Origin of the sequence: Amycolatopsis marina (genome assembly GCF_900111885.1) — a bacterium.
Lineage (GTDB): Bacteria > Actinomycetota > Actinomycetes > Mycobacteriales > Pseudonocardiaceae > Amycolatopsis > Amycolatopsis marina.
The window spans coordinates 195,794-218,658 of the sequence record NZ_FOKG01000004.1; the positions used below are offsets into that span (position 1 = coordinate 195,794).

Here is a 22,865-nt window from a genome sequence, read left to right on the forward strand (position 1 = left end):
CGCTAACCAACATACGGAACAATGTTCCGTTTGCCAAGCAGGGTGCGGGAGGTAGTGGCGCAGTGGTCGACACCGACGGCGGGTCAGGGTCACCTGCCCCACGGAAGCGGGCCGACGCCCGGCGCAACGAAAAGGCGCTGCTGGACGCGGCCGCCGCGGCTTTTGTTACTTCCGGCGTCGATGTGCCCGTGCGCGACATCGCCGCAAAGGCGGGCGTCGGTGTTGGCACGATCTACCGCCACTTCCCGACGCGAGCCGATCTCATCGTCGCCGTCTACCGGCATCAGGTCGAGGCATGCGCTGAGGCGGCCCCGGTGTTGCTGGCTAACAGCAGCACACCGCACGCCGCTCTGGCGCAGTGGATCAGTCTCTTCGTCGACTTCGTGATCACCAAGCACGGCCTCGCCGAGGCACTGCAGTCCGACGATTCCGCATTCGAGACACTGCACGCCTATTTCCTCGACCACCTCTTACCCGCGTGCACCCAGCTGCTCGACGCCGCTGCCCGAGCGGGCGAGATCCGCCCCGACATGGATGCCTACCAACTGCTGCGCGGCATCGGCAATCTCTGTATCGGCGCGGACAACAACCCCCACTACGACGCGCGTCGCATGGTCGAACTCGTCATCGCCGGACTACGCATCCATTGAGGACAGCCGATCACGGATTGGCCGTCTATGGCAACCGGACGACGGCGAACGAAACCGTCTCGGCGGTGAGCGCGTCAACCGGGTCCGGCACGTCGAGGCCGAGACCGTGCTCGCCGAGCAGCCGCACGATCCGGTCGGCCGCGTTGCGCCTGCCGCTGGGGCTGGCGTTCATCACCAGGGCCAGTGCGGGGCCGTTCGGTGCGGCTTCGATCCGGTACGACGCCGGGCGCACGCTGCGCAGCGCTCGGGTGATCTCGGCGGTGGACACGGGTTCGTCGGACACGTGCACAGTGTCGCAGGTGCCCCGATTCAGCGACAGGCAGTGCTTTTGTCCCATGGACACACCCGCGCCTCTTCGGGGGAAACGTCCGCGCGCCGCCCCGGAATTTGTCGCGCCCGGTCTAGTTTCGGGTCCATGGAGGATCGCGAAACCACCGTCCGCAGCCGGGAACTGGGTGAAGCGCTGCGCGCTGCGATGCGCGGGGCCGGTCTGTCCGGCTCCGAAGTCGCGCGCAAGCTCGGCTGGTCACAGAGCCGGGTTTCCCGGCTGTTGAGCGGAAAGCGCGGCGGCACGGAGATGGAGGTGGTCAGCTTCCTCACCATCTGCGAGGTGAAGGGCGCCGAACGCGAACGGCTGCTCCAGCTCAGTTACGAGCAGACCCGGCCGGGCTGGCTCCAGCAACACGGCGACCGTCTCCCGAAGCAACTCCGCACCCTCATCGACCACGAGGACAAGGCGGTGAGCATTGGCGACTTTCAGCCGGTGATCCTCCCAGGACTGCTACAGACCGGCGACTACGCGCGAGCGTTGATGACCGAGACCGGTAACGCACCTCCCGATGAAATCGAGGATCGAGTAGCCGCCCGACTTGCCAGGCAAAGCCTGCTCAGCAGGTCTCCCGCGGTGCGCCTTACCTTCTTTTTGCACGAGTTCGTCCTCCAGCTTCCGGTCGGAACACCGGAGGTGATGTCGGACCAGCTGCACCACCTATTGCGAATGTCAGTGCGCCCACACATCTCCCTGCGCGTGATACCCGCTGCAGTGGCGGGCACGCCGGGATCGCAGGGCACTTCCAGTTGATGGACTTCGCGGAGTTCAAACCCGTCGTGTACCTGGACAGCGAGACCTCATGCCTGTTCCTGGAGGAATCCCGGGAAATCGCGGCCTACCGTCGGGTCTTGAACGGGCTCGCGGACAAGTCCCTCAGTGAGGGACAATCGCGGGAGCTGATTGCCAACCTGGCAACCGAGCTGTACTCGTCGGGAGAGGACCGCGATGAACAAGCCTGAGCCGGGTGGCGTCGCCTGGCGGACCAGCAGCTACAGCACCAATGGCGGCAATTGCGTGGAAGTCGGCTGGCAGACCAGCAGCCACAGTGGCAACGGCGGCGACTGTGTCGAAGTCGGCTGGCAGACCAGCAGCCACAGTGGCAACGGCGGCAACTGCGTCGAGGTCGGCCACCGGCCGGACGAGGTCCTGGTCCGCGACACCAAGGACCGGTCCGGCGGCACCCTCACCGTCCCTCACGCTCCGTGGCAGGCCCTGCTCACGCAGGTGCGTTAGTCACCGACTTCCACCACGTGGTCCAGCGACCTTCCAACCCCGCGAAGTCGGCCGGGTCGGTCTCGTAGGCGGTCAGCACCGCGAGGGCTCCGCCGTCGGGACGGTTCGGGTTGCGCGGTTGCCGGGCCACGACGAGCAGTCCGTCGCCGAGTTCGTCGACGGTGAGCAGCAACTGGTTCTCCGTCCGCGCGTAGACCACACCGTTGAACTCGTCGCCTGGTGCCAGGCTTGCCCGGTATCGCTCGCCCTCCGCGAGTCCGGCCGCCGCACCGAGGCCGAGCACCTGGGCGAACGGTTCCCGCTGATCAGCCAGGATGCCTTCCAGCACAAGGGTTTGCCGCTCGGCGAGACCGTGCCGCTCCACAGCGAACCGCAGCTGGTGCAGGAACGTCGTCCAGCCCTCGGTGATGTCGTCGTAGTAGGCGTCCCAGTCGGGATCCAGCCCGAGCGGTGACCGGGTGATCCGGACGACCGTTCCACCATTCACCGGATGCAGGCTGAACCGGTCGTTCCCCTGAACCTTCAGCACGCGCTGCTCGGGGTCCTCGGTCACGTCCTTGAAATAGATCTCGCGCACCTCGTCGTCAAGCCCGTCGAAGTGCCACCCGTGCCAGCGCCGGATGAGTTCCGGGTCGCGCAGCGCCTGCCAGACCTCGTCGGCGGGCGCGGCGATGGTGACCTCGATGCGCGGGCTTTCCTTGCCCTGTGACGGGTTCGCTTCCATGTCTTCTCCCAGTCGGTGATGGCCGGTCATTCGGCTTTGGGGGCGGGGTGACCGGCTCCGATCAGCCGGTAGGGGCGCCCGGACGGCGTGTCGAAGTCGGCCACGACGTCGGCGATGGCGCCGGCGAGGGCCTCGGTGAATCGGTGTACGTCGCCGGGAGCACCGAAGCGAACCTCGGTCTCCACGGTGAAGGTGAGCAATCGCTTGCCCTGACGTTCCGCGCCCGCCTGCATCCTGGCGACGTCACGGACGGTGCGGGTGGCCGCGTCGAGCAGATGCTCGGCGGCGTGGATATCGGCCGCGTGGCGGCTTTCGTGCCTGCCGAGCACACCGGGGTCGACCACGAAAGCGTCCGCGGTGGACCGCAGCACCCGCTCGACGAATCCACGCCTGCGCCGCTCCTCCACGAGCTCGATCAGCCCGGCTTCCTCCAACTGGCGCAGGTGATAGCCGAGGCGCTGACGCGGCATCTCCAGCTCGGCGGCCAACTCGGACGCCGACGCGGGAGTGCGCAGGCGGGCCAGTAGTTGCCGGCGGAGCGGGGACAGCGCCTGGCGCACCCGGTCGGGCTCCTCGACGAGGTCTCGTGTGGTCACAGTCACAGCTTCCAATTGACAGATTAATTTGTCAAGTGAAAGCCGTTGGCTGCACAGCCATGGCGCAGCCGGCCCCCAGGAAGGTCGAGCGAGGGCGGATCAGGCCTCGTCGCCGTCCTCGTCCTCGGTGGAATCAACCGCTTCCGTCTCCGTGACGGCATCAGCGGCGGCGGGGGTGTCGTCGGACCCCTCCGCCTGCTCACCAGCCTGCGCGGTGTCCTCAGCGGTGTCATCCTGCTCGGACTCGCCGGTGATCTCGGCGATGAGCTGGGTGAACCCGAACTCCTCACGCAACTGCTCGAAAATGGGTGTGCTGACCCGCTCGGCCGCGGGCGCTTCGATCGTCTTCATGCGTCTCCCTCGCTCCCTGCGTGTGACGCACACACTCACGCAGTCGTTCCCGATCCGAACGCCCGTCCCCGCATCCGCATCGATGTCTGTTACCGCGCGTAATACTAGGCAGTTGATCGAATTAACCGAAACGAAATGTGAAACTCGCCGCCCTCGCAGTGGTACACGCCACTGCTGGGACAACAAAATGGAGCGGCTAAATGTCATTCGGACTTCAGGTGGTCACCCAGGGTAGTACGCGGACTCAACCGCCTGCCATCGCCCCGACGACAAGGAAGGGCTCGGCGCCGGTGACGACCGACTCGGGCAGCGGCTCATCCGGCGACTCGTGGGAGAGGTCCTCCTCACAGGCGAAGAAGCGGACGAAGGCACGCCGTTTCTGTGTCACGTGGTCCCGGATGGTGCCGCGAAGCATCGGATAGCGCTCCTCAAGCGCGTCGAGGACCGCGCGCTGGGTGACCTTTCCGTCGATGTCGAGCAGCACCTCGCCGTCAACCCGGGCGAGCGTGCGCAGGTGGGTCGGCAACTTGACGCGAATCATGGCAACGTCTGGACTTCCACGGAGAGCACGGCCGGAAGGTCGCGGACGATGGGCGACCAGCTGTCACCCGCGTCGGCGGAGACGTACACCTGACCGCCGGTGGTGCCGAAGTAGACGCCGCAGGAGTCGAGCGAGTCGATGTCCATGGCGTCCCGAAGGACGTTGACGTAGCAGTTGCTCTGCGGCAGGCCGTTGGTCAGCGCCTCCCACTCGTTGCCGCCCGTCCGGCTGCGATAGACCTGCAGCTTTCCGTCCAGCGGGAAGTGCTCGGAGTCGCTTTTGATCGGAACAATGTAGACGGTGTCCGGCTCGTGCGCGTGCACACTGATCGGGAAACCGAAGTCGGTGGGCAGGCTGTCGCCGATGTCGTGCCAGGATTCACCCGCGTTGTCGGTGCGCATGACGTCCCAGTGCTTCTGCATGTACAGCACGTCCGGGCGCGATGGATGCATCGCGAGGTTGTGGACGCAGTGGCCCACCTCGGCGTCCTCGTCGGGAATGCCGCCGGACCGCAGGCCCTTGTTCATCGGCTGCCAGGTCTTGCCCGCGTCGTCGGTGCGGAACACACCCGCGGCCGAGATGGCGACGAACATCCGCGCGGGGTCGCGAGGGTCGAGAACGATGGTGTGCAGGCACATTCCGCCCGCCCCTGGCTGCCACGAGGGCGCCGAGTCGTGCGTGCGCAGGCCGGGCAGCTCGGCCCAGGTCTGCCCACCGTCGACCGAGCGGAACAGCGCGGCATCCTCGACGCCCGCGTAGACGGTGTCCGGGTCGGTCAACGAAGGTTCGAGGTGCCAGACCCTGGTGAAGTCCCAGGGCCGCTGCGTGCCGTCGAACCACTGGTGCGTACCGACTTCTCCGTCGTACGTGAACTCGTTGCCCACCGGCTCCCACGTGTCGCCGCCGTCGTCGGAGCGCTGGATCACCTGGCCGAACCAGCCGCCGGACTGGGAGGCGTAGAGACGGTTGGGGTCGGCGGGTGAACCGGCGAGGTGGTACATCTCCCAGCCCGCGAAGTGCGGGCCACTGACATCCCACTTCTCGCGCTTGCCGTCCGAGGTCAGCACGAACGCCCCCTTGCGCGTGCCGACCAGCACTCGTACCCCGGTCATCCCCACTCCGTTCGCCAAAGCTGCCGTCGCGCGAATGTAGCAGCCGTCACTCCTAAAAAACAACCAGACAGTCCGAAATAAAGATCAGCGCTGCTAGCCTTGGGCGTTATGGCAACCAGTAGGAGCTACAACGACGCGTGCGGGATGGCGCACGCACTGGACCTGGTCGGTGAGCGTTGGGCCCTACTGGTCGTACGAGAACTGGTGCTGGGCCCCAAGCGCTATACGGATCTGCGGGTCGGCCTGCCCGGAATCAGTGCGAACGTGCTGTCCCACCGGCTCGACGAGCTGACGGAGACAGGAGTCGTGCGGCGGCGCAGGCTCGGCCCGCCGTCCGGAGCGTCGGTGTACGAACTCACCGAGTGGGGCCAGGAACTCGAGCCGGTCATCATGCGGCTCGGCCGCTGGGGGGCCCGATCACCGTCCCGGCCCCGCGAGGCGAACCTCAGCGTCAGCTCTGTCGTCCTTTCGTTGCGCACGAACTTCGAGCCCGCCGCCAGTGCGGACATCGGTGTCGGGCTGGAGTTGCGCTTCGGCGAGGAGCACTTCCTTGCCAAGGTGGACCAGGGCAAGTTCGAAGTCCACCGAGCACCGGGCAATCACGACCAGGCTCCGGACGCCGTCGTGGATACGACGCCGATCATTCTCGCCGGGCTCCTCTACGGCGGGCAGGATCTCGACGCCGCGGTCGACTCGGGATCGGTGACCGTGGAAGGTGACCGGGCCGTGGTCGAGCGATTCCTGACACTTTTCCCCCTTCCGGTTCCCGCAGCGGGTTGGACCGAACAGACCAGCCGGTAACACCAGGCCCCCGCGTCGCGAAATGTTGGTACAGCGCAAAAGCGCCGGTTTGCCAACGGGGCAGGGAGCCACCTGAATGATCGAGTCGCCTGCTGCGCGGCAGGCAAGGAAGCCCCACCCGGCCCAAATGTTCAGCATCGGTGGGGTCGCTGCTGCGCTGGTTGCCTCGGTCATCGCGCTGTTCGCGACCAGTACGGCAACCGGTGAGTACTCGATCGTTTACCGAGTGACCGGAAGCGGAACCGCGGAGACGATCAGCTACATCACCGACGGGATCGCGCGTCCACCGGTCAGCGGCAGACAGCACGCTGATGTCGAACTGCCCTGGGAGAAGCACTTCACCCTGCCCCGGAACGATCTCGGTTTCGTTTCCGTCACGGCGCAGGGAGACGGCAGGGGCGAGCTCACGGTTCGGATCGAGGTGGACGAGCTCCTCATCAAGGAGGTGACGGCGGCAGGCCGGGACCGAGCTGTGGCAACGGCGGATCTGGCTGGGTCTCCGCGCCCCGGATAATGGTGACGCCGTTCAACACCGCACGTTCCAGTCTCTCCCGATGAGCAGCCTCACCGTCACCGTCCTCGGCAGCGCCACACCATACGCACGGCCGGACACCCGTGTTCCGGTTATTTGGTGTCCACTGGGGAGACTCGGCTCTGGTTCGATACCGAAACGGGCACGCTCGCCGAACTCCAGCGGCACACCACACTGGAGCAGTTCGACGAGATCTGGATCTCGGATGCCCATGCCGATCACACTCGGCCGAGCGCAGCCAGGCCGAATCCGCTTTCGCCATCACCGAGCTACACGAAGGTTACCGGGCAAAGGTGGGCGACCCCGCCCTGGAGTCCACAGTGGTCCAGCACGGAAATACCGGCGTTCGCGGTACGCGTCGAGCCACCACACTCCGGAGGACGCGGTCATGCGGGCGGGCCACTGAAACACATTTCGGGATGATCGGGACCACCCGTCCCACTGCCGCACGGTTTCGGCGCGAGGTCAAGGCTTCCACGCAGGATCCCGGCCGGTGAGGCCGAGGACCCGGTCGAACAGAGGCGCGTCGGCGGGGACCGCCGCCACCGGCCCGAACAGTCCGTTCTTGCCGTCCTCGTCTGTCGACTGCGACAAAAGCGCGAAGAGTGCCTCCGTGCTCCCCTGATCGCATTCGAACGGCTGCCCGGTCGCGCGAGCAAGGTCCCAGCTGTGCACGGCGACCTCGTCCAGTGCGATGACGCCCATCATCTCGGCAGGCATCGTCACGCCCCCGGCGCGCGTTTCCCCGGTCCAGGCGACAGGGTCCGCCCAGGCCTCCACCAGTGCGTCCAGCCGTGCGGGAAGCTGCTCCCGCCAATCCGCGGGCAAGTTGCCGGCCGAGGCCTCGGGCGGCCCTTTCGTGCCCGCGCCGGGCGTCTTCTCGGCAGCGGTGCGAAATTCGTACGTCAGCGCCATCAGATGGTCGAGCAGATCCCCCACCGTGTACTCGGTGCACGGCGTCGGCGCCGAGAGCTGGTTGTCAGTCGTCCCGTTCAGCAACATCTTCAGCTGCCCGGCCACCGGGGCAAAATCCACCACGACATCTCCAAATAAACCAGATAGTTAATTAACCGTCCGGTTTAGGATAGAGATTCCACACGTGCTGTCAAGGGCGGAAGAGGCGTCCGGCGCGCTTCAACGTCAACAGAGCACCCACTGTCGCGTAACCTCGCCACTCCAAGGTCGCGGCCGGCGAGTAGCTGGCGAAGTCGACCGTCCAGCCGCCATCCTCCTGCTGTTGCGCGGCCAACGCGTCCAGTTCGGCTTCGATCACGTCGGCCCGCAGCAGCGCACTCGCCGGGCTACCGGGCACCGAAGCGAAATTGAGTGCACGCATCGTCTCCCCTTCGCTGCCACCCTGAACCGGAACCAGGCCGGTGTCCGGCACGAACCGACCGAGTCGCGCCAGCAGCGGCGGCGCCGCTGAATACCGCTCGTGCGCGGCATCGAGGAAGCGGACGGCGAACGACAGCGCGATCGCGTGCGGCGCCGAGTCCAGCGCGGCGAGGGCGTCGAAGCAGTACTGGGTGGCGCGCTCCAGCCAGGGATGCGCCGCGACGGCAGGATCGTGTGCGGCAACCCGTAGCGCGACGCCTGCGGTGAACACGGTGCTCTGCAGCGACGAAACGGTGTGCTCGGCTCCTGCCCAGAAGGGCGCGCAGGCGGTGGCGTCGGCTACCGGCAGCGCGAACGGCAGGCCGCCGTCCGGCAGCGTCACGGAGTCCAGCCAGTCACACAGCTCAACCGCCCGCGGAGTCCTCGCCGGTGCGATTTCCTCGAACACCTCGAAGGCATGAAGCGCGCCGCCGGGCTGACTTTCCGGCGCGCGCAGGTCAGGTTCCAATCCCCAGCCGTATCCGCCGTCGGGGTTGCGATAGCCATCAACTGCGGCGAGTACGGCGTCTGGCCCCGTTTCCCCCACAAGCAACTCGAAGCGACGCCGGTCAAGCAGCCGACCATGACCGGAAAGGAATGACGCGGCACGCGACAGGTCAACACTCATGGGACCAAGCTTGGCGTACCGGAAGGAAGCGAGTATTGAACAGATCGGCCACCCGACGTGGAGAGGCGGCGTTGCGACATTCGTACGTCAGCGCCAACAGGTGGTCGAGCAGATCCCCCACCGTGTACTCGGTGCACGGCGTCGGCGCCGAGAGCTGGTTGTCAGCCGTGCCGTTCAACAACACCCTCAGCTGCCCAGCCACCGGAGCAAAGTCCACCACGCCGGCCCCCTAATAAACTAATTAGTTAATTAACCTTTCAGTTTAGCATGGTGGGTCCGCACGTGCTGTCAAGAGCGGATTACGCGGTCGAGGGTGTCGGCGGCTCGTCGCGAAGCTGAGCCAGACGAACTGGCACTGGGGAATCAGGCGCCGCCTGATTCCCCAGCAGACGCAAGACGAGCAGGATCACGCGACACTAGACGATCGGTTCCCCTTCATCGGGCTCACCTGTCCCGTCCAGCTTCCACTTGAGCTGGAACTCGATCTCCTCCTCGTCGTCGCCACGCTCGTGCTCGATGGAGAACTGAGCCCGACCTGGCACCCGGAATCGCTCGCCCGCAATCTGAATCCGGAAGGAGCTTTCCGTCTCCAGCGCGTCCGCGAGGCGCCGCAGCTTCGCGACGACGTCTGCCGTGGAGTAGATACGTTCGATGTCTCGTGGTGCCTTGGTCACGCGGGTCCTCCATTTCGCCCCTTTCGACAGGGGCATCTATGCGCCGACAACTTCATTCAACCGTCTGCGGGCGCCTGTCCGCCACCCTGCTGCCCCCGAATGAGGACCGGCCACGACGCCCGCTTCAGCGCCGGGATTCGCTGTTCCGGGCCAGGTACTTCGCACGCCACCTCGAGCGGCATGCCGATACCTCAGGCCGTTCTCGCCGTCCTCGTCCGTCGGCTGCGACAGCAACACTAATTTTGTTGCAGCGCCAGTGCCATGTATTTCGTGCTCAGGTACTCCTCGATGCCTTCGTCTCCACCCTCGCGCCCGAGCCCGGATTGCTTGACACCGCCAAATGGACCCGCGGGATTGCTGACCAGTCCTTCGTTGATGCCGACCATCCCGGTTTCGAGGGCTTCCGCTACGCGAAATGCTCGTGAGATGTCACGGCTGAACACATAGCCGACGAGCCCGAACCGGGTTTGGTTGGCCAGGGTCAAGGCCTCGTCCTCACCGCGGAACGTCGTGATGGCCGCAACCGGGCCGAAGACCTCCTCCTGCGCGATCCGAGCGGTCGCGGGCACATCGACTAGCACAGTGGGCGAGTAGAAGTAACCCCGATCACCTGGCATCAGACCACCGGTGACGGGCCGTGCTCCACAGGTGACGGCGTCCTGCACCAGTCCGGCCACCTTCTGCCGCTGCTTCTCGTCAATCAGCGGGCCGACTTCGATTCCGTCCTCGGTACCCCGGCCGACGCGCAGGGCAGCCATCCTCTCTGCCAGCCGTTCGACGTACTCCTCGGCGATGGACTCGTGCACCAGCAGCCGGTTCGCCGCTACGCAGGACTGCCCCATGTTGCGCATCTTCGCCACCATCGTTCCCTCGACCGCATCGTCGAGGTTCGCGTCGTCGAACACGATCAATGGCGCATTTCCGCCAAGTTCCATCGACGCGCGCAGGATCGTGTCCGCCGCTTGGCGCAGCAGGATCTTGCCAACTTCGGTCGACCCGGTGAAAGACACCTTGCGGAGCCGGGAATCGGCCAGGATGGGGGCCACCAGCGCCGCCGCATCGGACGAGGTGACGACGTTGAGCACACCAGACGGCAGGCCTGCTTCGCTGAGTACTTCCGCCAAGAAGAAGCTGGCCAGTGGTGTCAGCTCGGCGGGTTTGAGCACCATGGTGCAACCCGCAGCGATGGCCGCGCCAACTTTGCGTGTGCCCATGGCCAACGGAAAGTTCCACGGTGTGATCAGCAGGCATGGGCCCACCGGCTGCCGGTGGGTGATGAGCCGTTGAGCGCCAGCCGGAGCTGGTCGATAGGTGCCGCCGATATGCGCCGCCTGCTCGGAGAACCAGCGCAGGAATTCCGCCGCGTATGCGACTTCGCCCCGTGACTGCGCCAGTGGTTTGCCCATTTCCAGGGTGATGAGCAGCGCCAGTTCTTCGGTGCGGGCGACCAGCCCGTCGAAGGCGCGGCGCAGTATCTCTGCCCGTTCCCGCGGCGCTGTCGCCGCCCAGTCCGGTTGCGCGGCACACGCGGCATCGAAGGCTGCCCCTGCGTCAGTGGGGCCACCATCGGCAACAGCGATCAACGGGAGCTCAGTAGCCGGATCGACGACCTCGAACGTGCGTCCGGATGCGGCAGGCCGCCAGTTGCCTGCGGCGAAAACGCCGGTGTGCACGGCGTCGAGCACTCGTCGCTCCCGATCGGTGTGCATGCCGGTCGACCCGCCTGGAATCGTGGTCATCTGTCGTCGCTCTCTCGTCCGCCCGTTCACAGCGAAACGGTCAGGATCTCTTCGATCTCGGCCTGGGCGAACAACCGGGGATGGTTGCCACTGACGACGTCCTCGAGCGCGCCTCGCGCGATCGAGGCGATCATCGTGTCGTCGACGCCCAGGTCCCGTAGCGGAAGCCGGGCCTTGACGTCGTCGGCCAGGTCTCGAACCGCGGTGATCGCGGATCGGGCGTTGCTCCGTGTGTCGGCGGATGTCGGCAATGCCATCGCCTGTGCGACCAGGCTGTACGGCGAACCGGCCACGTCGACCGATCGTCGCATTACTTCGTCGAGCACCGCGGTCAGCGCGAGTCCGTGGACGGCGCCGGTGTGATTGGTGATGGTGTGGGCGATGCCGTGCACCAGGCCAAGCCCACTGAGGGTCAGCGCGAGGCCGGCCAGGTGCGAACCCATGATCAATCGAGATCGTGCGTCGAGGTCGGAACCGTCAGCCACGGCGGTCACCAGACTGGAGCTGACCAGCCGGATGGCCTCAGTCGCGTAGGCCACCGACAGTGGGTTGGCTCCCTTGGAGGCAAGCGACTCGATCCCGTGCGTCAGGGCATCCATTCCGGTCGCGGCTGTCACTTTCGCGGGTAGACCCACGGTGAGTTCGGGATCGAGTATCGCGTAACGCGGACGTACGCTCGCATGGCCGATATAGACCTTGCAGCGGGCAACGGGATCCTCGATCACGCCGAAGCCGTTGGTCTCGGCGCCAGTCCCCGCCGTAGTCGGTACAGCCACGATCGGCAGGCCGGGAAACGGTGGTTCCGCGGTGTAGGCGTAGTCCCTGGCAACACCACGGTTCGCGGCCAGCAGGGCGATGCCTTTAGCGGCATCGAGGGCGGAGCCTCCGCCGACGGCGACCACGGCAGCGGCGCCGAACCGGCGTACCTGGGCAGTGGCATCGTCGATGGTGCGGGTGGTGGGGTTCGATTCGACGCCCTCGTAGAGCGCGGTCTCGATGCCAGCGCTCTCGAGGATGCGAAGCACCTGGTCGAGAATCCCAGTCGCTCGCATCCCCCTGTCGGTGACGACGAAAGCGCGCTGATGTCCGACGTATGCGATCGCCTGGGGCAGGTGGTCCACCGCGGCGGCCCCGAAATCGACATGCGCGTGCGGTTCGATACTCAACGCTGTGCCGGAAAGCGGGCCGACGAGTTCGTTCATGGTCACGCTCCCGCCGGGACGCGCAGGTCGATCCCTGCCAGTTCCTCGTAGAGCCGCACCGGAATCATCTCGCCCGCAAGGCCACCGTACTTCGCCTTGCCCCGGCGGTAGATCTGTTCCACGACCGCCGAAAGCTCCACGGGAACGTTCACGTCGCGGGAGAGATCGACTGCCAGCCCGAGATCCTTACAGGCCAGCATCATGGCGAAGGACTCGTCGTAGTCCCCGTGTTCGAGAATGCCTGCCACGTCCCGTTCCAGGAACCGGGAGTTCGCGGGACTCGCGATCAGGGACTGCCGGAGCACATTCAGGTCGACCCCGGCCTTTACGCCAATGGTGAGTACCTCGGCGGTGGCGACCAGATGCGAGAACCAGAGCAGATTCACCATCAGCTTCACCGTGTACCCGGCCCCGTGGCCGCCGACCAGGAAGATCCGCTCGGCATCGCCCATGATCTCCAGCAGTGGCCTGCACCGCTCGAAGATCTCTTTGTCACCACCGGCGAATATCTGCAAGGTGCCCTCGCTCGCTCCACGCGCCATCCCGCTGACCGGAGCGTCCAACCGATGTACACCACGCTCAGCAAGGCGTTCGCCCGCGGTACGCGCAGCCTCCGGCGTCGAGGTGGACATGTCGATCCACACGGCGTCGGCGTGCAGTTCCTCGACCACGCCGGAGCCGACCAGGACGCTCTCGACCTGGCGCGGTCCGGGAAGCATCGTGATCAGGACGTCGACCTCGGCCGCCACCTCAGCCGGCGTGTCGGCCCATGACGCGCCGAGCGCGACGTGCTGCTCCGCGGCTTCGCTGTCTCTGTCGTGCACCACGAGCGGGACACCGGCCCGCAACAGGTTGAGCGACATGGGTCCACCCATGTGCCCGAGTCCGATGAATCCAACCTTCACGAGTACCTCACTTGGCGAGAAAGACGGAGTTGGGAGAGGCCGGCGCGGATGGCCGGTGTTCAGGAGAAGTCGATCCAGGTGGTCTTCAGCGCGCTGTATTCGTCCATGGCGTGCAAGGACTTGTCGCGGCCGGAACCGGAAGCCTTGAAACCACCAAAGGGAGCGAAGACATCGGTGGCGTCAAAGGTGTTGACCCATACCGTCCCGGCGCGCAGTTTGCCGGCGACGCGGTGGGCGGTGGCCAGGTCCTTGGTCCAAACCGAGGCGGCAAGGCCGTAGACGGTCTGGTTGGCCATTGCCAAACCTTCCTCGACGCCGTCGAACTCCAGCACGGACAGGACGGGACCGAAAATCTCTTCCTGTGCGACCCGGCTGGTGTTGGCGATCTTGTCGAGGACGGCGGGCTCGACGAAGTACCCGCCGCTGTCCGGGTTCAACCTTCGCCCGCCGATCAGGTCAGCACCATCTTCCCGGCCGAGGTCGATGTAGGTGAGCACTGTGTCGAGCTGACGCTGATCCACGATCGGCCCCATCGTGGTGGTGGGATCAAGCGGATCGCCGACGACGAACCTTGCCGTGACGTCGAGGACTCGGGACAGTAGTTCGTCCTTGACAGCGCGGTCGGCGAGCAGCCGCGATCCCGCGTTGCAGGTCTGGCCGGCGTTGTAGCAGATTCCCCAGGCGATCGCTTCGGCTGCGGCAGGCAGGTTGCTGGAATCGGCCAGCACGAGTTGTGGCGACTTGCCGCCCGCCTCGAGTTGCACCTGCTTGCCGTTGGACTCGCCCGCGTACTGCAGGAAGAGCTTGCCCACATCCCCGGAGCCGGTGAAGGCAATCTTGTCGACGTCGGGGTGACGGCCGAGTGCCTGGCCGGCCTCCACTCCCAGTCCTGGCACCACGTTGAACACGCCTGCCGGAACACCGGCTTCGATCGCCAGGCGGGCCAGCAGCAGCGCGGACAGCGACGATTGTTCCGCCGGTTTGAGGACCACGCTGTTGCCTGCCGCCAACGCGGGTGCGAGCTTCCACGAAGCGATGATCAGCGGGTAGTTCCACGGGACAACGGCACCGACCACCCCGAGCGGTTCACGGGTGATTGTCACCAATGTTCCCTCACCGCTGGGTGCCACCTCGTCGTAGATCTTGTCCAGCGCTTCGGCATACCACTGCAGGCAGAACGCCGCGGACGACACGTCGACACGAACCGACTCGGCGATCGGTTTGCCTACGTCGAGCGTCTCGAGCAGCGCGAGTTCCTCGGTGTGCTCCCGGACGAGTTCGGCCCACCGCAGCATGATCTGCTTACGGGCGCGGGGCGCCAGCGATCGCCAGCGTCCATCCTCGAAGGACGATCGGGCGACGCGGACAGCCGAGTCGACGTCCGCCGCACTCCCGCGCGCCACCTCGGCAATGACACTGCCGTCACGGGGGGTACGTGACTCGAACGTCTCGCCGGACAGCGCTGGCCGGTAGTCGCCGTCGACGAACATGCGCCCTTCCGGTGTGCTGTTCTTGGCGGCCCGCACCCAGTCTTCGTGGCTACGCTTCAGCAACTCGCTCATCGCACCGCGCACCTCTCGACTGCGTCCTCGTCCAGTTCCACGCCGATCCCTGGTGTGTCAGGGACATTGACATATCCCTCCGCATCGATCCATACCGGTTTCGCGAGCATGAAGTCCCGTCGCTCGGCCGTCCATCCCACCGGGTCGTAGGGGAACTCGAAGTAGGGTGCTGCTCCGACGCCCGCGGCGACATGCAAGTTGGCGAGCACGCCGATGCCGTTGGTCCAGCTGTGTGGGGTGAATTGGCGGTTGCGGTGTTGAGCCAGTTCTGCCGCCGTGCGACTGCGATGCATGCCGATGGCCAGTACGCAGTCCATTTGATACACATCGAGCAGGTCGTGGTCCAGATAGGTGAGCACGTCATTGAACGAAGGAAGCATCTCCCCACCTGCGATCCGCAATCCTGTCGAAGCGCGCAGCTCTTTGAGACCTTGCAGATCGTTGTAGGGCAACGGTTCCTCGACCCAGAAAACGCCCAGCTCCTCGAGCCGACGCACGGTTCGGGATACGGTCTTGACGTCCAGTGCCGGGTCGACATCGCCTGCCATCCGCCACGACTGGTTGAGGTCGACCATGATGGTGAAGTCGTCCCCCAACGCATCGCGCACACCGCGCACCGAGGCGATCCCCCGCTCGATGCCGTGCCGATCGATCCGAATCTTCATCGCGCGAAACCCCTGCTGCCGCGCGGCAAGCGCTGACTCGACCCGCTCCTCCGGGCCCTTGAGCTCCCCTGTGGACATGTAAGCGGGGATGCGGGTGGTCAGGTTGCCGAACAACACCGATACCGGAACGCCGGTGACTTTTCCGATGATGTCCCACAGGGCGACTTCGAACGGCCAGAACCGTCCGGCGTGGAAGTTGATGGTCTCGATGACCCTGATCTGGCGCATGATCTGCAACGGATCGGTGCCGATGAACAGGTGCTCGAACGCCTCGAACCCGTCCATGGTGTCGCCAGACCCGATGCCGACGATGCCCTGGTCGGTCTCCACTCGAACCACCGTCGCGTCGAAATGCGTTCGTGGGATCGGATCCCATGCAGCATGGAACGGCGGGTCAAGGTTCAGCCGGAGCCGGTCCAGCCGAATATTGGTGATCTTCATTCTCAGTCCGCTGTGTAGAAGGGATTGTGGGGGCGGGCACGGGCCTGGAGCACGCGGTCGAGGTCAGGTTCCCGAGCAGCCCCCGCGTTCAGCGCTGTCCGAACCGCCTCACGGTTGTTGCGGTAGACCAGGTCGGGGTCCTTCGCGGCCGGGTTCACCCAGACCGCGGCGATCAACGCGAGTTCATCCACCTGCTCGGCCCGCACCACTCCGTCGGCCACGGCGTCAGCGACCCCGGCCGCGATACCTGCCTGCGCCGGTCCCCAATGCAGCAATCCGTGGTCGTGCTCGGAGATCGTGGCCTTGTTGACGAAGAGGGTCAGGGGCTTGACGGGTAACCCGGGGCGAAGGATGGCGACGAACGGCTGGTGTCCAGGGTTGGGGCCGGCCAAGGCGCCCGCCCAGGCGGTACCCACGGAGCCGTCTCGCGGGCCGAGAACCGTATTGACGTGAGCTGCTTCGGCGCCCTCACCGATGAAGCTCTCGCCGATCTGCACCTCGGTCACAGCAGTCCCTCCTCCTCGAGCCACTTCTCCGCCACGTCGTCGGCGTCCAGGCCATCGACGTCAACCTGGGCGTTGAGCCGCCGCATCGTCTCGGTGTCGAGCCTCTCCGCCAGAGGTGCCAGGATCTGCGCGATCTCCGGGTGCTCGTCCAGCGTCGCTTGCTGCAAGGTCGGTGCTCCTTGATAGACGGGAAAGAACTGCTTGTCGTCGGTAAGCACGGTCAGATCCAGATTCGCGACCCGGCCGTCGGTAGCGAACACCTCGCCGAAGTTGCAGGTGTCGCCGTTGTCCGTCTCGGTATAGATCACCCCGGTATCAAGCGTCTTGATCTGCTGGCGGGGAACGTCGATGCCATAGGTCTTGAGTAGGCCGCTGAGCCCGTCGTCCCTGGCCGCGAATTCACTTTCGACGCAGATGGTCACTGCTTGTGGGTCCGACTTCGCCAACGAGGCAAGATCGGACAGGGAGGCCAGGCCCTTCTCCTCGGCGAACTCTCGACGGACGGCGAGGGCGTAGGTGTTGTTGAAGTCCGCCGGCTCCAGCCAGGCGATGGCGTTTTGGGCACCGTCTTCCTTCTTCACCGCCAAGTACTGTTCCTCCGGATCACCGATCGGCGTGGTGTGCTTGAGGTAGGTGATCCACCCGGTTCCGGTGTACTCCCAGTACAGGTCGACTTCGCCGGACTCCAGGGCCTTTCGGGTATTGACCGAGCCGGTGATCTGCTTGGGCTCGGCGTCGGCACCGTTGGCGGCCAGCAACTGGGCTGTCAGGGAGGCAAGGATGTTCTGCTCACTGAAGTCTTTGGCACCGACGACGAAGGAAGCGCCTGCCAGCGACCCTTCGCCGACCGAGGCATCCCCGGACCCGCATCCGGCGAGCGCGACCGCCGCAAAGCCTGCGGTCGCCAAGGTGAGAAGCTTGCGCATATACATGGGGTTCTCCAGAAATGGTGGTGTGCGGTTCAGAGTCCGCGTGGACGAACCGACTTTTCGAGGACTCCCGCGAGCCAGTCGAGGGTGAACGCGACGACGGCTGTGAGCACGGCACCGGTGACGAGGATCGGGGTCCGGGTGGTCTTGATTCCGGCGACGATGATGTCGCCGAGTCCTCCTGCGTTGACGAAGGTGGCGACTGTCGCGACACCGACACAGATGATGATCGTGGTGCGCAGCCCTGCGAGCATCACCGGTATCGCAAGCGGCAGTTCGATCTTGCGCAGCACCTGCAGCGGAGTGAGGCCCATGCCGTTCGCGGCCTCTACGAGGTTCCGGTCCACCTGCTGGATACCGACGATGGTGTTCCGCAGGACCGGTAGCACGGCGCTGGCGATCAGGGCCGCGATCGCGATGTTCTGGCCGATCGAGAACACCATCGCCATGATGACCAGGACACCGAGCGCAGGCGTCGCCTGACCCACATTGGCGGCGACGAGCGCGAACGGTGTGAGCCACTGGGTCCCCGGTCGCGTCAGCAGGACACCGAGCGGCATCGCGATCAGTACCACTGCTGCTGTGGCGATCGCCGTGAGTTTCAGGTGCTGCAGCGTCGCGTCACCGATCATCCCGGCATTGAGCACCCTGACCTCGATACTGTCGAGTTCGCGGCTGGAAACCCATAGGTACAGCGCGAGAACGACGCTCACAAGTATGGCGGGAGTCAGCAGATGTTTGGCCAGTGCGCGCCGCGACCAGCGTTCATCTGTTTTCACCTCGAACGCCGAACTGAGGGTGTCAACGGACATGGGAATCATTCACCTGGCCGGCTCGTGCCCACAGTTCGCACACCCGCTCGAAGTCGAGACTGCCCAGCGGATGTCCGGCCGCGTCGTGCACGGTGACGTGTGCGCTTCCGCCGCGAAGCATGGCGTCGATAGCGTCCCGGATGGTGTCCTCGCAGCGCACCACTATCCCGTCGGTACTTCCGTCCGGTAACGCCCGATCGAGCACGCCCTGGTGTATCGCGTCGCCGACCGTGGTCAACCCCATCCGCCGGATCGCGGCGCCGGAGCCGACAAAACTCGCGACGTAATCGTCTGCCGGTGCGGACAAGATCCGTTCTGGGGTGTCGAACTGGGCGATCACCGAACGTTCTCGGAGAACCGCGATTCGATCACCGAGCCTGATGGCCTCGTCGAAGTCGTGCGTAACGAAGATGATCGTCTTACGCAGTTCCTTCTGCAGTTTCAGGAACTCATTCTGCAGGTGTTCCCGAGTAATCGGATCGGTCGCACCGAACGGCTCGTCCATCAGCATGATCGGCGGATCGGCGGCGAGCGCGCGGGCAACACCCACCCGTTGCTGCTGTCCACCGGACAGTTGCCGCGGATACCGTCCGCGGTATGCCGAAGGGTCCAAACCCACCAACTCGAGCAACTCGTCGATACGGCCGGCGATCTTCGTCGCTTTCCAGCCGAGCAACCGTGGGATCAGGCCGATGTTGTCCCCGATCGTCATGTGTGGGAACAAGCCGATCTGCTGAATGACGTATCCGATGCTCCGGCGGAGTTCGTTTCGGTCGATGCGCAGGACGTCCTGCCCGTCGATGAGGATGTGCCCGCTCGTCGGCTCGATGAGCCGGTTGATCATCTTCATCGTGGTGGTCTTGCCGCAACCGGAAGGACCGAGGAACATCACCAATTCGCCGGGGGCGATGTCCATCGAGACATTCTCTACAGCGGGAACGGACTGACCGGGGTACCGCTTGGTCAGATCGGCGAGTTGGATCGAAGCGCCGTGCGAACGTGCGGCCGGTGAACCAAGGCCCGGACGGCGAGCATCGGCGACAGGAATGGGGTTAGACACGGAGCCCCCTCGAAGTCGTGAGACGGCGGATGAGAATGAAAGTGGCGTCGAAAGCCAGTGCGAGCAGGACAACACCGACCGTGCCGGCAATAGCCTGGTTCAGCGCGTTCGTCGCGCCAAGCCGGGAAAGGCCGGCGAAGATTTCGTTGCCGAAGCCCGGCCCGGCGACGTAAGCGGCGATGGCGGCGATGGCGAACAACATCTGCGCTGCGACGCGGATGCCTGTGACGATCACCGGCCACGCCATCGGAAGCTGTACGCGCCAAATCGCGGTCGGTCGCGACAGCCCCATTCCGTTGGCTGCCTCGAGGATGGCCGTGTCGACGCTTCGCAACCCGGCAATGGTGTTCCGCACGATCGGCAGCAGCGAGTAGACCACCAGAGCGATCACCGAGGGCACCCAACCGAGACCGAAGAACGGGATCAACAGGGCCAGCAGTGCCAGCGAGGGGATCGTGAGAAGTCCCCCTGCTGTGGACACCGCGATGCCGGACCAGCGCGGGCTCTGCCAGGTCAGCACGCCCACCCCCAACCCGACGACCGTGGCGATTCCCAGCGCCAGCACCACGACCGTGAGGTGCTCAAGGCTCATGACGAGAAGGTCATCCCAGTTGAAGTCGAGGTACTCGAGGAACGTCACCTGCCCACCTCCGTTCGTGTGACGGCGACAACAGGAAGCTACAATCGGGTAGGTTTACGAGCAATATGAGTTGTCCATATGGCAACACCCCCTGGGAGCGAATGTGGCAACGCGGGTCAACGCGGCTGGATTGCGACGAGATTTCGAAATTCTCGATGTGCTCGCACACGGGCCCTCCGGTCGAGGTGAGCCGATGGGCGTCAGCAAAGTGGCCCAGCTGGTCGGCCGGGAGAAGTCGCAGGTGTCGCGGGCCTTGTCATCCCTGGCAGAAGAGGGGCTGGTCGAACGCGACGAGCAAACCCTGGGATACCGCGTCGGTTGGCGGCTCTTCGCGCTCGCTGCCCGAACGCTCGAGTCGCGTCTGGTCACCATCGCCACGCCCTACCTGCGGGGAGTCGTCGCCCGCGTGCAGGAGACGACTGTGCTGTGCGTGCTCCGCGGAAATGACGTCCTCACCATCGCCAGCGAAACTCCTTCACACGCGTTCCGCGGGGTGGGCTGGGAAGGCGTAGCAGTCCCTGCCGCGGCGACCTCGGCGGGCAGGGTGCTCGTCTCCGACTGGGACACCGATGCGGTACGCGCCTTCTTCACTGCGGAGAAGCTGGCAACGGCCGGCGCACACCCCCGCATACAACATCCGGATCAACTTCTGTCCGAAATAGACGGGATCAGGACCCGCGGATACGCCATGGTGGACGAGGAGTTCGAGCACGGAGTGGTCGGCTGCTCGGCACCGGTTCGCGACTTCAACGGCCGGATCGTAGCCGCGATCAACATCACCGCACCCAAAGCACGCCTTGGGGACCGACTCGAAGCAGCAGGCCGGTTTGTCGTCGGCGCTGCGCAGCAACTCACCCAACGACTGGTCAGCGAAGGCTGAGCATTCGCAGATCGACCTCGCAGAGGCCGCCGTCCGCGAGAAAGATCTCGAACGGCAGGAACAACACCTGCCCAGAGGTGGTTCCCAACGTGGAGCCGGCAAGGGGGCTCGAACCCCTGACCTTCTGTTTACAAGACAGATGCTCTACCAGCTGAGCTATACCGGCCAAGTCGCGACGCGGCCGGACAGGTCCGGGTACGCCGTCAAGATCCGAGTTTATCGCCCACGTCTCGGCACCTCGCGCGACGGGTCGGATCGCACAACTCGCGCCCCGTACGGCCTCGCGGGCAGAATGGCTCTCACCTGCGGAAACTTCAGGTCATAACGCGGCGCTCACGATCACGACACGATGTGGTGGACGCCACTACTACGAACGTGCAACGGTCGAGGCTCCGGCGTCGATGGTCAGCGGGAATCAGTGAGGAGGTGGACCGAGCTTGAAGATCAGCCAGCGCGGGAAAATGGCCGCCAATCGCAGGCGCGCGTGGAACATCCTGGAGCCGCCGGAGGACGACCAGGGCGGTGAGAAGCGTGCCGCCGCGGGCAAGCGCCGCGGCCAGGAACCCGAGCGCGCCTGGCATGTGCTGGAGGCGCCGACCGGCGAACAGCCGGCGGTGGACGCCGAGATCGCCATGGGGCCGCAGTTGCCCGACGAGACTCGGGTCCACTTCGTGCTCGACCTCGCGCTCCGGCTCGGCGAGGTGCAGATGCTCAGCGGGGCGGGTGCCTCCGACGTCACCGCCACGATCCTCGCGGTCACCTCCGCCTACGGTCTGCCGCAGTGCGAGGTCGACGTGATCTTCACGTCGATCACCGTGAGCTGCCACCGTGGTTCCGACGTGCCGCCGGTCACGTCCCTGCGCGTGGTGCGCAGCCGCAGTCTGGACTACAGCCGCCTCACCGACACCGAGGCACTCGTCCAGAAGATCACTCGCGGCCACATCAGCGCCGAGGACGCCTACAGCGAGTGGCAGCGGATCTACCGCGCTCCGCACCCCTACCCGCGCTGGGTCTCCACCCTCGCCTGGGGCGGGATGGCCGCGTTCGTCTCGATCATCATCGGCGGCAACATCTGGACCGCACTCGTCGCGTTCGTGATCAGCTCCGTGGTGGACCGGCTCGGCCGCTTTCTCAACAAGTACGGGCTGCCATTCTTCTTCCAGCAGACTGTCGGCGGTCTCATCGCCACACTCACGGCGACCGTGCTGGTCAACACCAGCCTGATACCGCTGGAACAGCCGACGATCGTCGTCGCCGCGGCGATCACCGTGCTGTTGTCCGGGCTGTCCACCGTCTCGGCCGTCCAGGACGCCATCACCGGCTACTACGTCACTGCCTCGGGTCGGACCATGGAAGTGGCCATGATGAGCGCCGGACTGATCACCGGCGTCGCGCTCGCGATCAACATCGCCGCTTCGTTCGAGGCCGACCAGACCCCGCCACCGATCCCGGCCACCACGGCGTTCGACCTGCCATCGATCATCATGGCCGGTTCCGGCGCGGCGGCCTGCTTCGCGCTCGCCTCCTACTCACGGCTGCGGCCCCTGCTGGTGGCCGCGGTCGCCGGCGCCGTCGGCGCCGGGGCCTACGGCTCCCTCCGACTGCTCCCCGACGTGGAGCAGATCACCGCGTCCGCCGTCGCGGCCACGCTGGTCGGCCTCGGTGGCGGGGTGCTCGCCCGCAGGCTGAAGGTGACCCCGCTGGTCGTCGCCGTGTCCGGAATCACCCCGCTGCTACCCGGTCTTTCCACCTACCGCGGCCTGGACCAGCTCGCGAACTTCGGCGAGATCACCATCCTGATGAGCGCCGTCGCGATCGGACTCGCACTGGCCGCCGGCGTGGTCCTCGGCGAGTTCCTGGCCCAGCCGCTGCGCACCGGTCTCGGCAGGCTCGAACGCAAGCTGTCCGGGCCGCGCATGGCCGGTCCGCTGCGACCGGGACGCCGCCTGGACTGAGGACACCGCTGATCAGGCGTCA

General features: G+C 65.6%; 26 protein-coding genes, 1 tRNA gene and 1 pseudogene. 7 read left to right on the forward strand and 21 right to left on the reverse strand.

What is annotated here, in order from left to right:
- The first annotated feature begins 62 nt into the window (after nt 1–62).
- A complete protein-coding gene (locus BM199_RS08825; protein WP_091671885.1) occupies nt 63–650 on the forward strand; it encodes a TetR/AcrR family transcriptional regulator in 588 nt (195 codons plus the stop codon).
- A gap of 25 nt (nt 651–675) precedes the next feature.
- Here BM199_RS08825 and BM199_RS08830 read toward each other — a convergent pair whose 3' ends face one another.
- Nucleotides 676–933 carry a hypothetical protein gene (locus BM199_RS08830; RefSeq protein ID WP_143101801.1) on the reverse strand — a complete coding sequence of 86 codons (258 nt, stop codon included), beginning with the start codon at nt 931–933 and terminating at the stop codon, nt 676–678.
- 192 nt (nt 934–1,125) lie between these two features.
- On the opposite strand from BM199_RS08830, the pseudogene BM199_RS08835 reads away from it, so the two are divergent.
- Nucleotides 1,126–1,940, forward strand: a pseudogene (locus BM199_RS08835) (helix-turn-helix domain-containing protein).
- The gene (locus BM199_RS08840) at nt 1,927–2,214 is read left to right on the forward strand and encodes a DUF397 domain-containing protein (protein ID WP_091671888.1); all 288 of its coding nucleotides are present in this window, start codon (nt 1,927–1,929) and stop codon (nt 2,212–2,214) included. Before BM199_RS08835 ends, BM199_RS08840 begins: the two are co-directional and overlap by 14 nt.
- Here BM199_RS08840 and BM199_RS08845 read toward each other — a convergent pair.
- The 5 genes from BM199_RS08845 to BM199_RS08865 form a co-directional block, all read right to left on the reverse strand.
- Entirely contained in the window at nt 2,198–2,938 is a 741-nt protein-coding gene (locus BM199_RS08845) for an SRPBCC family protein (RefSeq protein WP_091671889.1), read from the reverse strand. The genes BM199_RS08840 and BM199_RS08845 overlap by 17 nt on opposite strands.
- 26 nt (nt 2,939–2,964) lie before the next feature.
- Nucleotides 2,965–3,534: an ArsR/SmtB family transcription factor gene (locus tag BM199_RS08850; RefSeq protein ID WP_245788233.1), complete on the reverse strand. Its 570-nt coding sequence runs from the start codon at nt 3,532–3,534 to the stop codon at nt 2,965–2,967.
- A 99-nt stretch (nt 3,535–3,633) separates the two neighbouring features.
- On the reverse strand, nt 3,634–3,885 hold the full coding sequence (locus BM199_RS08855) for a hypothetical protein (RefSeq protein ID WP_091671893.1): 252 nt from the start codon (nt 3,883–3,885) through the stop codon (nt 3,634–3,636).
- Between the two features lie 244 nt (nt 3,886–4,129).
- Nucleotides 4,130–4,426: a MoaD/ThiS family protein gene (locus BM199_RS08860; RefSeq protein WP_091671895.1), complete on the reverse strand. Its 297-nt coding sequence runs from the start codon at nt 4,424–4,426 to the stop codon at nt 4,130–4,132.
- The gene (locus tag BM199_RS08865) at nt 4,423–5,538 is read right to left on the reverse strand and encodes a WD40/YVTN/BNR-like repeat-containing protein (RefSeq protein ID WP_091671896.1); all 1,116 of its coding nucleotides are present in this window, start codon (nt 5,536–5,538) and stop codon (nt 4,423–4,425) included. The genes BM199_RS08860 and BM199_RS08865 overlap by 4 nt, the downstream gene beginning before the upstream one ends.
- Nucleotides 5,539–5,646: 108 nt before the next feature.
- Here BM199_RS08865 and BM199_RS08870 point away from each other — a divergent pair, with 108 nt between their 5' ends.
- The gene (locus BM199_RS08870) at nt 5,647–6,339 is read left to right on the forward strand and encodes a winged helix-turn-helix transcriptional regulator (RefSeq protein ID WP_091671898.1); all 693 of its coding nucleotides are present in this window, start codon (nt 5,647–5,649) and stop codon (nt 6,337–6,339) included.
- Nucleotides 6,340–6,415: 76 nt separating this feature from the next.
- The gene (locus BM199_RS08875; protein ID WP_143101802.1) at nt 6,416–6,853 is read left to right on the forward strand and encodes a hypothetical protein; all 438 of its coding nucleotides are present in this window, start codon (nt 6,416–6,418) and stop codon (nt 6,851–6,853) included.
- Between the two features lie 483 nt (nt 6,854–7,336).
- On the opposite strand, the gene BM199_RS08885 is transcribed toward BM199_RS08875, so the two are convergent.
- The 14 genes from BM199_RS08885 to BM199_RS08950 form a co-directional block, all read right to left on the reverse strand.
- The gene (locus tag BM199_RS08885) at nt 7,337–7,909 is read right to left on the reverse strand and encodes a TIGR03086 family metal-binding protein (RefSeq protein WP_245788234.1); all 573 of its coding nucleotides are present in this window, start codon (nt 7,907–7,909) and stop codon (nt 7,337–7,339) included.
- A 67-nt stretch (nt 7,910–7,976) separates the two neighbouring features.
- Nucleotides 7,977–8,873: a hypothetical protein gene (locus tag BM199_RS08890; protein ID WP_091671903.1), complete on the reverse strand. Its 897-nt coding sequence runs from the start codon at nt 8,871–8,873 to the stop codon at nt 7,977–7,979.
- A complete protein-coding gene (locus BM199_RS35175; protein ID WP_091671904.1) occupies nt 8,863–9,093 on the reverse strand; it encodes a maleylpyruvate isomerase N-terminal domain-containing protein in 231 nt (76 codons plus the stop codon). The genes BM199_RS08890 and BM199_RS35175 overlap by 11 nt, the downstream gene beginning before the upstream one ends.
- Before the next feature lie 196 nt (nt 9,094–9,289).
- Entirely contained in the window at nt 9,290–9,547 is a 258-nt protein-coding gene (locus tag BM199_RS08900) for an amphi-Trp domain-containing protein (protein WP_091671906.1), read from the reverse strand.
- Between the two features lie 236 nt (nt 9,548–9,783).
- Nucleotides 9,784–11,256: an NAD-dependent succinate-semialdehyde dehydrogenase gene (locus BM199_RS08905; protein ID WP_091672128.1), complete on the reverse strand. Its 1,473-nt coding sequence runs from the start codon at nt 11,254–11,256 to the stop codon at nt 9,784–9,786.
- Nucleotides 11,257–11,312: 56 nt separating this feature from the next.
- Nucleotides 11,313–12,488, reverse strand: a complete 1,176-nt coding sequence (locus tag BM199_RS08910) for an iron-containing alcohol dehydrogenase family protein (RefSeq protein WP_091671907.1) — start codon at nt 12,486–12,488, stop codon at nt 11,313–11,315.
- A 2-nt stretch (nt 12,489–12,490) separates the two neighbouring features.
- Nucleotides 12,491–13,393: an NAD(P)-dependent oxidoreductase gene (locus BM199_RS08915; protein WP_091671909.1), complete on the reverse strand. Its 903-nt coding sequence runs from the start codon at nt 13,391–13,393 to the stop codon at nt 12,491–12,493.
- 59 nt (nt 13,394–13,452) lie between these two features.
- A complete protein-coding gene (locus BM199_RS08920; RefSeq protein ID WP_091672130.1) occupies nt 13,453–14,955 on the reverse strand; it encodes an aldehyde dehydrogenase in 1,503 nt (500 codons plus the stop codon).
- Nucleotides 14,952–16,061 carry a mandelate racemase/muconate lactonizing enzyme family protein gene (locus tag BM199_RS08925; protein ID WP_091671910.1) on the reverse strand — a complete coding sequence of 370 codons (1,110 nt, stop codon included), beginning with the start codon at nt 16,059–16,061 and terminating at the stop codon, nt 14,952–14,954. Before BM199_RS08925 ends, BM199_RS08920 begins: the two co-directional genes overlap by 4 nt.
- 2 nt (nt 16,062–16,063) lie before the next feature.
- Nucleotides 16,064–16,567: a formaldehyde-activating enzyme gene (gene fae, locus BM199_RS08930; protein ID WP_091671912.1), complete on the reverse strand. Its 504-nt coding sequence runs from the start codon at nt 16,565–16,567 to the stop codon at nt 16,064–16,066.
- Nucleotides 16,564–17,499: a glycine betaine ABC transporter substrate-binding protein gene (locus BM199_RS08935; RefSeq protein ID WP_218160317.1), complete on the reverse strand. Its 936-nt coding sequence runs from the start codon at nt 17,497–17,499 to the stop codon at nt 16,564–16,566. Before BM199_RS08935 ends, fae begins: the two co-directional genes overlap by 4 nt.
- A 29-nt stretch (nt 17,500–17,528) precedes the next feature.
- A complete protein-coding gene (locus BM199_RS08940) occupies nt 17,529–18,308 on the reverse strand; it encodes an ABC transporter permease (RefSeq protein WP_091671916.1) in 780 nt (259 codons plus the stop codon).
- The gene (locus tag BM199_RS08945) at nt 18,298–19,224 is read right to left on the reverse strand and encodes an ABC transporter ATP-binding protein (protein ID WP_091671917.1); all 927 of its coding nucleotides are present in this window, start codon (nt 19,222–19,224) and stop codon (nt 18,298–18,300) included. The genes BM199_RS08940 and BM199_RS08945 overlap by 11 nt, the downstream gene beginning before the upstream one ends.
- 136 nt (nt 19,225–19,360) lie before the next feature.
- Complete coding sequence (locus BM199_RS08950) at nt 19,361–20,008, reverse strand: ABC transporter permease (RefSeq protein WP_245788235.1); 648 nt, start codon at nt 20,006–20,008, stop codon at nt 19,361–19,363.
- Nucleotides 20,009–20,111: 103 nt separating this feature from the next.
- Here BM199_RS08950 and BM199_RS08955 point away from each other — a divergent pair, with 103 nt between their 5' ends.
- Nucleotides 20,112–20,888: an IclR family transcriptional regulator gene (locus BM199_RS08955; protein WP_281245681.1), complete on the forward strand. Its 777-nt coding sequence runs from the start codon at nt 20,112–20,114 to the stop codon at nt 20,886–20,888.
- Nucleotides 20,889–20,978: 90 nt separating this feature from the next.
- Here the strand turns inward: BM199_RS08955 and BM199_RS08960 are convergent.
- A tRNA-Thr gene (locus BM199_RS08960) sits at nt 20,979–21,054 on the reverse strand.
- Nucleotides 21,055–21,325: 271 nt separating this feature from the next.
- Between BM199_RS08960 and BM199_RS08965 the strand changes: the two genes are divergently transcribed.
- Nucleotides 21,326–22,843 (forward strand): threonine/serine exporter family protein, encoded by a 1,518-nt coding sequence (locus BM199_RS08965; protein ID WP_177242536.1) that lies wholly within the window; start codon nt 21,326–21,328, stop codon nt 22,841–22,843.
- Nucleotides 22,844–22,865 lie beyond the last annotated feature (22 nt).

Bases quoted from the DNA above. Each gene is read 5' to 3' on its own strand.
- BM199_RS08840 (WP_091671888.1), top strand. From the start codon at position 1,927: ATGAACAAGCCTGAGCCGGGTGGCGTCGCCTGGCGGACCAGCAGCTAC.
- BM199_RS08845 (WP_091671889.1), bottom strand. From the start codon at position 2,938: ATGGAAGCGAACCCGTCACAGGGCAAGGAAAGCCCGCGCATCGAGGTC.
- BM199_RS08855 (WP_091671893.1), bottom strand. From the start codon at position 3,885: ATGAAGACGATCGAAGCGCCCGCGGCCGAGCGGGTCAGCACACCCATT.
- BM199_RS08860 (WP_091671895.1), bottom strand. From the start codon at position 4,426: ATGATTCGCGTCAAGTTGCCGACCCACCTGCGCACGCTCGCCCGGGTT.
- BM199_RS08865 (WP_091671896.1), bottom strand. From the start codon at position 5,538: ATGACCGGGGTACGAGTGCTGGTCGGCACGCGCAAGGGGGCGTTCGTG.
- BM199_RS08870 (WP_091671898.1), top strand. From the start codon at position 5,647: ATGGCAACCAGTAGGAGCTACAACGACGCGTGCGGGATGGCGCACGCA.
- BM199_RS08875 (WP_143101802.1), top strand. From the start codon at position 6,416: ATGATCGAGTCGCCTGCTGCGCGGCAGGCAAGGAAGCCCCACCCGGCC.
- BM199_RS08890 (WP_091671903.1), bottom strand. From the start codon at position 8,873: ATGAGTGTTGACCTGTCGCGTGCCGCGTCATTCCTTTCCGGTCATGGT.
- BM199_RS08905 (WP_091672128.1), bottom strand. From the start codon at position 11,256: ATGCACACCGATCGGGAGCGACGAGTGCTCGACGCCGTGCACACCGGC.
- BM199_RS08910 (WP_091671907.1), bottom strand. From the start codon at position 12,488: ATGAACGAACTCGTCGGCCCGCTTTCCGGCACAGCGTTGAGTATCGAA.
- BM199_RS08920 (WP_091672130.1), bottom strand. From the start codon at position 14,955: ATGAGCGAGTTGCTGAAGCGTAGCCACGAAGACTGGGTGCGGGCCGCC.
- BM199_RS08925 (WP_091671910.1), bottom strand. From the start codon at position 16,061: ATGAAGATCACCAATATTCGGCTGGACCGGCTCCGGCTGAACCTTGAC.
- BM199_RS08935 (WP_218160317.1), bottom strand. From the start codon at position 17,499: ATGTATATGCGCAAGCTTCTCACCTTGGCGACCGCAGGCTTTGCGGCG.
- BM199_RS08940 (WP_091671916.1), bottom strand. From the start codon at position 18,308: ATGTCCGTTGACACCCTCAGTTCGGCGTTCGAGGTGAAAACAGATGAA.
- BM199_RS08945 (WP_091671917.1), bottom strand. From the start codon at position 19,224: ATGGACATCGCCCCCGGCGAATTGGTGATGTTCCTCGGTCCTTCCGGT.